Raw genomic sequence first — 12,175 nt, forward strand, 5'->3', positions numbered from 1 at the left:
ATTTCATATGCTTACTCCCTTCTTTTTGCCCCCCGTCTTTTACACTTCGATTCCCATCGTACGTATTGCGTTTAAATTTTTTTCTGCACGTTCTGCTTTTAATCGTGCAATCTCATTTTTAGTTATTTCATCTGAAAAAAATTTTTCATATTGTTTAATATCATCATTGTATCTTCCTTCACACCTAAGCAATCTCTCCTTTCCTTCCTTTTCTGTCATCTTTTTTTCTGAAACAAGTTGCATCACTCTCCTATTTGCCTCTTGGAAATCATTTTGTACTTTTGCGCTGTAAGATTCTACATCTGGATACTTTGCTGGCAAAATAAATGCATCTACATTACATTCTGTTTCTAATCTGACTTCCAACTCATCAAAGCCATATAGTTCCAAATAATCCACACAAGTCTTTAAATCCACCACCTTGTCAAATGCCGGAATTACATAATGCTCAATTCCTGTCATGGCAAACGCAATCTGTTCTCTGAGAGAAGCTTCATCTCCCTTTTTGATGATATAATCAACTCTCGGCTGTTCATTCTCGTAAACCGGTATTCCATTTCGCTTTGCCGTAAAATACATATCTAGCTGTGTTGTATTTATCCAATCCATGCTGGCATACACAGACCGGTTCAGATTAATCTCCGGGCGGTATATACTGCCGACCGCACAGTATACTTCAAATCGTTTTTCCTCCAACTGCGGCGACAGCGCCTGCTCCAGCCGATAGTTGATGACTTGAATAATCTCGGGCGTTGCCATCCTCACAAAGTGCGGATACCTCCCCTTTACTTTCTTGAACCCATGCGGTTCCAGCGTTTCCTTAAACGCCGCTTTAAGACTCTTGTCCACTTCCAATGTTCCCATTTCTCTTTCTCGCACACAACAGATGTACGATACCCCCTTTTCGTTAAATTTAATGTAACCGTTCAGAACCAACCTTCTTTTTACCCTCGTTTTTTACACTTCGATTCCCATCGCACGTATTGCATTTATATTTTTTTCTGCACGCTCTGCCTTTAATCGTACAAGTTCTTTTTTAGTTTCTTCATCTGTAAAAAATTTTTCGTATCGCTCTATTGTATCATCAGCTCTTTTTTTACAGCGCAGCATTTTTATTTCTCCATCCGCTCTCAACATTTTACCTTCATCAATATCATGAAACACTCTTTCCTTTATTGCTTCATACTTATTCAGCACATTCTCCTTGTAGCTTTCTTGATTAGGATATTTGGCTGGTAAAATTAAAGCTTCCTCGCTATTTTCAAACTGATACCTGTTCCATACTGTTAAGCACATAGAATCATATAACTCTAGATAATCCACGCATGTCTTTAAATCCACCACCTTGTCAAACGCCGGAATTATATAATGCTCTATGCCTGTCATGGCAAACGCAATCTGTTCCCTAAGAGATGCTTCATCTCCCTTTTTGATGATATAGTCAACTCCCGGCTGTTCATTCTCATACACCGTTATTTCATTGCGTTTTGCCTTCATGTACATATGAGGCATCGTAGTATGTATCCAGTCCATGCTGGCATACACAGACCGGTTCAGATTAATCTCCGGGCGGTATATACTGCCAACCGCACAGTATACTTCAAACCGTTTTTCCTCCAACTGTGGCGACAGCGCCTGCTCCAGCCGATAGTTGATGACTTGAATAATCTCGGGAGTTGCCATCCTCACAAAGTGCGGATACCTCCCCTTTACTTTCTTGAAGCCATGCGGCTCCAGCGTTTCCTTAAACGCCGCTTTAAGACTCTTGTCCACTTCCAATGTTCCCATTTCTCTTTCTCGCACACAACAGATGTACGATACCCCCTTTACGTTAATTGAACAATATAACTCTGACTATGAAAGTATTTTCAGTGGCTTCAAACTGTATCTCACCATTATTTTGATTCACAACATCCTGTACACTCTGTAAACCCATGCCATGATTATACGAATCATCTTTGGTGGTAAGAAAATGTCTCCCTGATTTACGCAGTTGACCATATACTGATAATCGGCACAATTATCAGAGCCACACTCGGCACTATCTGCTGCTCATTCCGGCTCTGCATTATCCTTCTCAGAAGACACATAAACACAATCTCCATGCTGTAATTATTCAGTCTATGCCGAATATACTGTCCTATATCTACGCCGCTGGTCGTAATCAAATCAATATCCAAGAATAATAAATCAATCGCATTCCCATCAGCCCCTATAGTTAAACAAAGCATTTACATTTTAGATTGTATCACCCATACCATCTTAAATCCAATGCTTTGTAGTAGGCTGCTAATCAGAACCGCCGCCATCATCTCCACTTTCAGATAAGCTCCGAGTATCACACCCGGAAGATGTATTCCTCAATGATTGCCGGTACTATTGCAAAACAGACATTTCTTTGCACCAAACCGATCATTCGCCAATTGCTTTATCAACCGGCCACGACTTTCTGAGAGCCATATAAGAGATCAGGAAGTTTGCAAGCCAGCCCGCCGGCACCGCAAGCCAGACAAATTCGATACCAAAACGGGGCGCACAAATCAGGGCAACTGCCAGACGAATCGCGAGGTTGACCATATTTGCAATGAGAAATGGGCGCATGATCCCAAGTCCTCGAAGGACCCCGTCGGTTGCCATCTTGATTCCCATGAAGATGAAAAAGTAGCCAATCCATCTCATATAGCCCCCAGACACCTGATATGCCAAAGCGGTTCCATCTTTGCCAAGGAATAAAGATGAAATCTGAGTATGCAGTGTTTCAATGACTATAAATGCGATGATCGCAAAGCACACATCCAACACCAACGCAGCCCGATATCCTTTTTTGATACGTTTGATTTTCTTTGCGCCAAGATTCTGAGAAACATACGGTGAAACTGCATTTCCAATGGATACAAATATCAGTGAAAAAACATTCTCTACCCTCATCGTTGCTGAGTAACCTGCAAGTGCCTGTGTACCGAATGGATTTACAACTGCCTGAACGATCATCATACCAATCGACACTGTGGACTGCTGAAGAACCGATGGTACGGCAATTCTAAGCATGAAATGTAACTCGTGCCTGTCAAACCAATCAAAACGGCCTTTATATTGGCGCATACGCCAAAGAAAAATCAGCAGTGAAAACACTGCGGATATTCCCTGGGCAATAAGAGTTGCAAGAGCTGCACCGAAAACGCCCAGGCCGAGGCCTGCCACCATCCAAAGATCCATAACAATATTCAAGACAGAAGAAAATATCAAAAGGCCCAACGGTATCTTTGATTCACCGATTGAATTGAACATTGTTGAAAGAATATTATACATAAACAAAAATGGAAATCCAGCAAAATAAACACGAAGATACAGCACCGCTTCATCCAGTATGTCAGCAGGTGTCTGAAGCAGCGTCATCATCGAACGTGAAAAGATAAGTCCAAATACACCCAAAAGTATGCTTAGGATCATAAAACTTATCAGCGATGTTGATACTATTGTTTTCATTTTACTATAATCCCTGGCTCCAAAATAGCGGCTCACAAGCACGCCCGCACCTATGCCGGCACCGAGTGCCACACAAATGAATACATTTGTAAGAGCGGCACATGCGCCAACAGCCGCAAGTGCAGATGATCCGACATACTGGCCAACTATTATTGAATCAGCCATATTATACACTTGTTGAAAAAAGCTGCCCAAGATCATAGGCATTGCAAAAACAGTCAGCGCTTTAAGCGGTGCATCTGTGATCAAATACTCATCTTTTGACATTATGTTATTCCTCCAAATTGAATATTAATCCACTTGTCCTTATTTACAACAAATACCATTTTTTAAATTCACAGCCAACAAATTCTGCGTCCTCTATTGTTTCATTTTCCAGTATCACATTTTCAAACATCTACAAGTGGAATCTATAAAATTCAAAACGATGAATCAGATTCCGCCTTATTAAACAATACCCTTTCTTAATTCAAAAAGTCTTGCCATAACAGGCTTTTTAAAATGCACCGTTAATACATTTCCTTTGAATTCAAAATCAACCGGTTCCTTCTTAGGATAAATGCAGGATACTTGCATATCGTCTCTGATAAATGGAATACTGTCCAATGGTATGGACAAACTATCATCTGTGCAGTTTATGCCGGCTTTCATGTACCTGTCATTATTTTTTCCTTCCATTTGCCGCTTCCATACTGCAAGATATGCTTTGTTTTCAAGCTGAAGGCCTCCGCATACCCACATATCCTCATTGTCAGCAATATCAATCGGCCAATAAGGTATCGCATATTTGATATCCTGACGAATCGTCTTATAACAGGCAATTCCCTCTTTCACTAATGCAAGACGTTCCGGCGGAAGTTGTGCCAAATGACCACTCTGATGAATACGAAGCAGCATGGCATTTATCATATTATAAATTACTTCTTCCTTGTCTCCCTGGCGCATCGGATACGACCAGACTGCCGCCTGTTCCGGAGTAACTCCTGCCACAGCATTTGCTGCTATCGTCGCATAATTCCGGTAATCTTCCTGATCCGATGTAGACTGAATACTATATCTGGAGAGCAACGCATAATCAATGCGAAGGCCTCCGCTGGAACAGTTTTCAATTACCAGATCCGGATAACGTGCAAATACATCATCAAGCCAGTTTAGATATGCTTTTTCATGTTCAAGCAGTCCCTGCCCCACACTTTCCGCGCCAAGTTCAGTACCTATGCCCGGTTCAATGTTATAATCCATCTTGATGTATCCCACTCCGTAATCTTTGACTACCCGATCGATCACTTCATTGACATGTTCGATGACTTCCGGATTTCTAAAATCGAGCTGATATCTGCTACGGTCATATACACGCTTTCCATGACGGATAAAGAACCAGTCATCCGGAGCATTCTTTGCTTTCTCACAATTGATTCCCATCACTTCAAGTTCCAGCCAGACGCCCGGTATCATTCCCTTTTGACGAATGTAATCTGTTACTTCTTTAATTCCATTCGGAAAACGCTCCCTGCTTTCCTGCCATTCGCCGACACTGTCCCACCATTCTCCGGGAGCATACCAACCGGCATCTATCACATAGTATTCACAACCGCATTCCGCAGCCGCATCAATCAGAGGAAGTTCTTTCTCCGTTGTCGGATCACCAAACAGGCAATTCATATAATCGTTGAAAATAACCGGTAAATTCTCATCATCTTTATTTGGTCTTCGAATCATACGGCGATATTTTGTCAGCTCACCCATTGCTTTTTCAAAGCTGTCATCTGCCACACCCACAGCAACCGGTACCGATTCAAATGATTCGCCCGGCGCGAGATTTTTGAACCAGTGAGACTGTACTTCGGTCGGTCCGCTGACACAGACATAAAAATGCGTATTCTGATCACTGATCTCATAATGCCAGGAACCGTTATGTTCAATCTGCCAGAATAAGCTTGTATGTGCCTCTGTATTTTCTACATACCCTAATGGTAAATACTTCTTCGTAGACCAGTTTCCGGTATTCGATACTTCAAGCACCTGTGAAGTACGCTGGTATACCCCGGGTTGTGTTTGCGCCAGTCCCACATCTCCGAACTTATATTCTTTGATACTCATCTCTTTCTGCCATCCATTATAAGGAACGCGCACTCTCATTTTCGCATCGGAATTGCTTTTTCCCTCTTTTTCAATTCCTGTATAGCAAAATGAAGATAGATATTCCAGACACTGTGTACTATCGCCTTCATTGATTACTTTATTGACCATACGAACGATAGAAGTGCCCTTATAAAACTGCATTCTTGTTTCTACGCGGACATGTGTCTCTTCCTTATCTTCCTGATAAATGGTTATCTTACGTCCATTCTCATTCCAACTGTCTTCCATCCCCGCATAGGTCAATAAATATCCCGGTGCTGTACAAATATGTTTATTTCCATGCTTTTCATATGGGCGATTATATCCGGCAAGGTTTACCTGTACAAGTTGAAAAGCCTCATCGATAAATTGCTCTTTTCTTACCAGATCTTCTGCCTTACATTCCTTTCCAAATTTGCAAATATCATTTTCATCAAATTCTGCTTTTGAAAAATGCAGCAATTTGATCTGATTTTTATCTGTAATTCCAAATACAATATAAATTCCGTTTTCATTGATTTTGATGTATTTCATTTTTCTCCTCCATGCAATAAATTTGCAATATGCTTTTTTTGCACATCGCCCTATCCACTAGAACTTTTATCGGAAAGCCGATAAAATAATCATAACAAATATAATAATATTCCACAATCTCCTCACACCACAAATAGAAATCCATTTCCAACAACAAAAGGGACACTCCCTAATAATCTCCTACTGGAAAGTGTCCCTGTTATTTTTCTGTTATTTGATTTCCCTGTGAATCAGGTCAAATTACTTTGCGTTTCTGTAGATGATATCGTTTCTTCCCGGACCGTTTGAGATCATGGTGATTGGGAATCCGATATGCTCTTCAACGAACTCAATGTACTTTCTGCAGTTCTCTGGAAGATCCTCGTACTTCTTGATTCCTCTGATATCTGTCTTCCAGCCTGGAAGTGTCTCATATACAGGCTTTGCTTTCTTGAGTTTTGATGTTGTTGGGAAGTCTGTTGTAACCTCACCATCGATATCGTAGCCTACACATACCGGGATCTCATCGAGATATCCAAGTACATCAAGTACTGTAAATGCAACGTCTGTTGTTCCCTGGATACGGCAGCCATACTTTGATGCCACACAGTCGAACCAACCCATTCTTCTAGGTCTTCCTGTTGTTGCACCAAACTCACCGCCATCACCGCCGCGGCGTCTGAGCTCATCTGCCTCGTCGCCAAATATCTCACTTACAAACTCGCCTGCTCCTACTGCGCTTGAGTATGCCTTACATACAGTGATGATCTGCTTGATCTCGTATGGAGGTATACCTGCACCGATGGCACCATAAGCTGCCAGAGTTGATGATGATGTAACCATAGGGTAGATTCCGTGATCCGGATCCTTCAGTGAACCAAGCTGACCCTCAAGAAGGATGTTCTTGCCCTCCTTGATCGCCTCATAGAGGTATGCTGATACGTCACATACATAAGGAGCAACCATCTCTTTATACTCCATGAGTGTGTTGAATATATCATCAACCTTTAAGAGTGGCTTGTGATACAGGTTCTCAAGAAGAACGTTCTTCTGTACTATAACTCTCTCGATCTTCTCCTTCAGTGCTTCCTCATCAAAGAGCTCGCTTACCTGGAAACCGATCTTTGCATATTTATCTGAATAGAATGGAGCGATTCCTGACTTTGTTGATCCGAATGACTTACCTGCAAGTCTCTCCTCCTCGTATTCGTCGAAGAGAATGTGGTATGGCATAACCATCTGTGCTCTGTCAGATACAAGGATCTTAGGCATTGGTACATTTCTGTCTGTGATGGACTTTATCTCCTTGAAAAGAAGAGGGATGTTAAGTGCAACACCATTTCCAATAATACTTGTTGTGTGACTGTAGAACACTCCTGATGGAAGTGTATGTAAAGCAAATTTACCATAGTCATTGACAATTGTGTGACCTGCGTTGGCACCACCCTGGAATCTTACGATTATGTCTGACTCCTGACCTAACATGTCTGTGATCTTACCTTTTCCTTCATCGCCCCAATTGGCTCCTACAACCGCTCTTACCATAATACTTTTCCTCGCTTTCGCAGCATTTTGAAATATTTTCTGATATCCGCATTGTGGCTGTTCAAATGTTTCTGCCTATACATAATATTTATAAGCAGATCACTCACAATACCTTCTCATTATAACACTATAATGTCATAAGTAAAATCAATATTATTTATATTTATTATAAGTGTATCTTATATTTGTCTTTACATTTTGCGGAAACCAACATAAACTGTAAATATAATGGATTTTGTCCACCTCAAACGCCATTTTACTTATATTATATATGTATAATTTTTTAAGCAAAATTATTTCAATCGTACCATTATAGAACAGTAAAAAGTCCTGAATTATTTTGCAATAAAACATATTGTTGACACACACATATTAAACGATCTCTATTGAATCTGGAGGAAATTATAAATGAACATAAATTTCGAATATTACAAGATCTTCTACCACGTCGCCAAAGCATCCAGTATATCCGCCGCTGCCAGGGAGCTGTGTATATCCCAGCCAGCCGTAAGTCAGGCGATCAAAGCTCTTGAGCAGGCGATCGGCATAGAACTGTTCATCCGAACCAAGAAGGGCGTCTCACTGACAAATGCCGGAGAGCTCCTCTACTCCCACGTTGCAGCGGGATACGAATCCATCTCCCTGGGTGAACAGCAGCTCTCACAGCTCCTCCACATGGAGACCGGTGAGATAAGGATAGGTGCAAGCGATATGACACTGCAGTTCTATCTCCTGCCATATCTGGAGCATTTCCACCAGCTATATCCGGGGATCAAGGTTCATGTCACAAATGCTCCGACTCCCAGCACTATAAATCATCTGCTCTCAGGCAACATAGACTTCGGTATCGTCACCAGTCCTCTTCCCGCCGATCCTCACATGGAGATCAAGCAGGCAAGGGAGATTGAGGACATCTTCATCGCCGGACCAAGGTTCTCATATCTTCAGGACAAAACTCTGGATTACCACGAGCTTGACGAACTTCCGATCATTTGTCTGGAACACGACACAAGCACACGCGCATATGTCGACACATTCCTGAGCCATGAGGGCGTGACTCTACAACCCGAATTCGAGCTTTCTACCAGCGATATGATTGCCCAGTTCGTCATGAGAAATCTCGGCATCGGCTCCATCATGGCAGACTTCGCCCAGAGCTATATAGACCGCGGCGACCTGTTCCGCCTGCAATTTAAAAAGCCCATACCAAAGCGTCACATGTGTATCATCAGTGACAGACGCCGTGGTATGAGCGTTGCTGCAAATAAACTTATGGAGTTGTTGTAGGAATCATCCCCACACCCATATATCATAGTAAAATAGAGCATGTTCGTCCATTTGAACACGCCCTATTCTTATCACATATTTCTATAATCCGGAATCAGTTCATCGCACAGCCCTGTCTTCTCAAGCAGTTCTCTTGATGAGTCACCGTAAATTCCCACTATATATCCAGCTCCGGCTGCCGCCGCTGCCCGGATTCCCGACGGTCCATCCTCTATGACCATGGTTTCTTCCGGCACTGCTCCGATGCGCTCCATGGCCCGGATATACATATCAGGAGCCGGCTTAGCATTCATGGTTCCATCGTCATATGCGCACAGCGTTATGTCAAACCATCTTCCGAGATCAAACTCTTTAAAATAGAATGCCAGATTTGTCATATTTGACCCTGTGGCAATATTTATATTTATCCCCTGTTCCTTAAGTTTATCAAGGTATGCCACCAGGCCGTCCACCAGCTTGAAGTTTGCAGTATCTTCCATGTACATCTCTCTGTACATAGCCTCCTTCTCCTCGGTAAGTTCAAGTATCCTCTCCTCGGTGAGCGTGCCCTTTCCCATGAGGTATTCCAGAATATCCTTGTTCGTGTGCCCCAGCACATGATGCTGAAACTCCTCCGTGCTCATCTGTCTGCCAGCAAGCTTCTCCGCATAATCCTTCCATGCTATCTCATGATACTTTCCGTCAAATATCATTGTGCCGTTCATGTCAAATATAATGTTCTTTATCTTATTATTCATCTTATTCATCCTCACTAAGCAAATGCTTGTATGTTCCGTCTATTCCTATCGCTCCAAGCGGCGCAGTCACCACGATCGCCAGCACAGCAACCGACAATACTATATTACCACATGCCAGCCCTGCCGCAAGCGGAACTGATCCGATGGCTGCCTGAACTGTAGCCTTCGGAAGATACGCGATGACACAGAACAGCCTTTCCTTCCATGTAAGTGATGTATGTGCCACGCAGATCAGAACACCAACCATTCTAAATGCCAGTGCGACAAATATCATAAGGAGCGCCGGAAGTCCTGCTGCCAGGGTGTATCTGATATCCACAGCCGCACCCACAAGCACGAACAATATGACCTCCGCCGCAAGCCACAGCTTTCCAAATTTCTGTGAGAGTCTTCCCGACACCGACTCTGGACATTTGAGTTTCAGGACACATGCCATAGCCACCACCGCAAGGAGTCCCGACACCGACACCTTTCCCTCAAGCCATCCCTCTATCGCTATAAGCAGGAACGAAAATCCCAGCACGATGATGACCTTCATGCTGTTTCTCACGCAGTGTTTCCTTGCATAGGAAGTCTCAAAGAACAGATAAAGTCCATATCCAACGTCCACGCCAAGCAGTACTCCAAGCACGATGGATATTGGTATATTCACGAAATCCATGACATGAGCACTTCCGCCCTGCGCCATGCTGAGAAATGTGGTAAAAAGCACTATGACAAATATATCATCGCAGGACGCCCCCGCAAGTATCATCTGCGGAATCGCCTTGTCAGTTCCGTACTTTTTCTCTATGAGATTCACCATTCTCGGAACAACGACCGCCGGTGATACCGCGCCTAACACCGCGCCCATGACAGCTGCCTCTGTGCGGTTTATTCCAAGTATAACAGGTGCGCACAGTATATATCCGATGATCTCGAATGATGCCGGGACAAATGAGAGCAGCACAGCCGAGCGTCCCGACTTCTTCAGATCCTTAAGGTCAAGGGACAGTCCCGCTTTGATGAGTATGATGATAAGCGCTATCTTTCTGAGATCCGCAGATATGGACAATATGGACGGATCAAGTAAATCCAGCACATACGGGCCAAGAACGATTCCCGTCGCCAGCATTCCTATGATGCGCGGCAGCTTAAGCCTCTGACAGATGGCGCCCATCGCCAGTCCGACTATGAAAATGAGTGCAAGTGATGTCAACATGATAGACAATACCTCCTTAATTTAGCAAATGTATCAAAGCATTTTCTTATTATGAAAAAAAAGCTTACACCAGTCAGTATCAATACTAACATACCATCAATACAGCCGTCGAAGCATATCACCTTGCACAGGTTCTCTCATTCTCCCTGCCCTCGTAGTCAAACAGCCCGTCATTTTTCTCCTCCAACGCCTTTATCATATGATACGCAAATTCATTGTAAGGCATCGGTATTCCAAGCTCTCTTCCCATTCTTACTAGTGCACCCGAGAACATATCTATCTCTGTATGCCTTCCAGAATCAAGATCCTGAAGTGTCGAATATCTCGCTGAAGGTGGAACCGCACTTCCGTGCACCGATGGCCCTTCGGCAAGTGAAAGGTCTATCCCCTTCGCCGTAGCCACCGCCTCAAGTTCAGACTTGAGTGCATCGCTTATGATCCTCATGTGTTCACTGTCCCTGTAACAGCCCACTCCCGCACCAAGGATAGCCTGTGGCAGATTGTTGCACACGTTGAGTCTGAATTTGCTCCACAGATCAACCATGATATGATTCGATATCGTGTAGTGAAGTCCTGTTCCATCAAACAGCCTGACGCTCGCCTTCGGCTATAACTCCAAGCTCTATGTCATCTCTTTCTGAGAGTCCCCATATCATATAAGAGCCTACAGCTCCGGCTCCTAAGATAGCAACTTTCTTTATATCCATATGTAAAATCCTTCTTTCATGTACTCATAAACATTATTATAAAAACCGGACAGAAATCCTGTCAACTTTCAAAATCTTATCACCTGCCAGAATCAGTCACACCATGCTGCAAATATTAATTTTAATTCAAACTACTCCAGTAGTATTGACATTTTATTAGCTGAAAAGTATTATAAAGGCATAATACTACTGCAGTAGTTTGCAAAGGAGAACACATATGGATATAAAACTTTTTGATTCAGAACTTAAGGTGATGGGAGTCCTCTGGGACGAGGGCGACACAACTGCCAAACATATCTCCGATGTCCTGAAAGAAGAAATTGGCTGGAACATGAACACCACATATACGTTGATCAAGAGGTGCATCAAAAAAGGAGCAATTGAACGCTCTGAGCCTAATTTCATGTGCCACGCCATAATACCAAAGGAGGAGGTACAGGAGGCCGAGACAACTGAACTTATCAATAAGGTCTACGACGGATCTGCCGACAAACTATTTGCCGCTCTTCTCGGCAGAAAGAAGCTTTCTCCTGAGGAGATCGCAAAGCTAAAACAGATCGTCAACGATTTGGAGTGAG

The 12,175-nt window shown here is 43.1% G+C and carries 12 protein-coding genes; 2 read left to right on the top strand and 10 right to left on the bottom strand.

Annotated elements, in window-relative coordinates:
- Positions 1–39: 39 nt before the first annotated feature.
- From DXB91_RS02725 to DXB91_RS02755, 6 genes are all read right to left on the bottom strand, one after another.
- Positions 40–864, bottom strand: a complete 825-nt coding sequence (locus DXB91_RS02725; RefSeq protein WP_118016750.1) for a hypothetical protein — start codon at positions 862–864, stop codon at positions 40–42.
- A gap of 93 nt (positions 865–957) precedes the next feature.
- Positions 958–1,788 (bottom strand): hypothetical protein, encoded by an 831-nt coding sequence (locus tag DXB91_RS02730; protein WP_118016751.1) that lies wholly within the window; start codon positions 1,786–1,788, stop codon positions 958–960.
- Between the two features lie 43 nt (positions 1,789–1,831).
- Complete coding sequence (locus tag DXB91_RS14825) at positions 1,832–2,020, bottom strand: GHKL domain-containing protein (protein ID WP_118016752.1); 189 nt, start codon at positions 2,018–2,020, stop codon at positions 1,832–1,834.
- A 392-nt stretch (positions 2,021–2,412) separates the two neighbouring features.
- Complete coding sequence (locus tag DXB91_RS02745) at positions 2,413–3,753, bottom strand: MATE family efflux transporter (protein ID WP_118016753.1); 1,341 nt, start codon at positions 3,751–3,753, stop codon at positions 2,413–2,415.
- A 180-nt stretch (positions 3,754–3,933) separates the two neighbouring features.
- On the bottom strand, positions 3,934–6,141 hold the full coding sequence (locus DXB91_RS02750; protein ID WP_118016754.1) for a glycoside hydrolase family 36 protein: 2,208 nt from the start codon (positions 6,139–6,141) through the stop codon (positions 3,934–3,936).
- A gap of 240 nt (positions 6,142–6,381) precedes the next feature.
- Complete coding sequence (locus DXB91_RS02755) at positions 6,382–7,665, bottom strand: adenylosuccinate synthase (RefSeq protein ID WP_004849677.1); 1,284 nt, start codon at positions 7,663–7,665, stop codon at positions 6,382–6,384.
- 408 nt (positions 7,666–8,073) lie between these two features.
- Here DXB91_RS02755 and DXB91_RS02760 point away from each other — a divergent pair, with 408 nt between their 5' ends.
- A complete protein-coding gene (locus DXB91_RS02760; RefSeq protein ID WP_118016755.1) occupies positions 8,074–8,952 on the top strand; it encodes a LysR family transcriptional regulator in 879 nt (292 codons plus the stop codon).
- A gap of 71 nt (positions 8,953–9,023) precedes the next feature.
- Here the strand turns inward: DXB91_RS02760 and DXB91_RS02765 are convergent, their stop codons facing one another.
- The 4 genes from DXB91_RS02765 to DXB91_RS14830 form a co-directional block, all read right to left on the bottom strand.
- Positions 9,024–9,689: an HAD family hydrolase gene (locus tag DXB91_RS02765; protein ID WP_243003496.1), complete on the bottom strand. Its 666-nt coding sequence runs from the start codon at positions 9,687–9,689 to the stop codon at positions 9,024–9,026.
- A gap of 1 nt (position 9,690) precedes the next feature.
- Complete coding sequence (locus DXB91_RS02770; RefSeq protein ID WP_118016757.1) at positions 9,691–10,890, bottom strand: cation:proton antiporter; 1,200 nt, start codon at positions 10,888–10,890, stop codon at positions 9,691–9,693.
- Between the two features lie 118 nt (positions 10,891–11,008).
- The gene (locus tag DXB91_RS02775; protein ID WP_330410573.1) at positions 11,009–11,434 is read right to left on the bottom strand and encodes a ketopantoate reductase family protein; all 426 of its coding nucleotides are present in this window, start codon (positions 11,432–11,434) and stop codon (positions 11,009–11,011) included.
- A 37-nt stretch (positions 11,435–11,471) separates the two neighbouring features.
- On the bottom strand, positions 11,472–11,597 hold the full coding sequence (locus DXB91_RS14830) for a hypothetical protein (RefSeq protein ID WP_015533248.1): 126 nt from the start codon (positions 11,595–11,597) through the stop codon (positions 11,472–11,474).
- A gap of 217 nt (positions 11,598–11,814) precedes the next feature.
- On the opposite strand from DXB91_RS14830, the gene DXB91_RS02780 reads away from it, so the two are divergent.
- Entirely contained in the window at positions 11,815–12,174 is a 360-nt protein-coding gene (locus DXB91_RS02780) for a BlaI/MecI/CopY family transcriptional regulator (protein ID WP_015533249.1), read from the top strand.
- Position 12,175 lies beyond the last annotated feature (1 nt).

The sequence above is a fragment of the Coprococcus sp. OM06-34AC genome, assembly GCF_003462545.1.
Taxonomy (GTDB): Bacteria; Bacillota; Clostridia; order Lachnospirales; family Lachnospiraceae; genus Coprococcus; species Coprococcus aceti.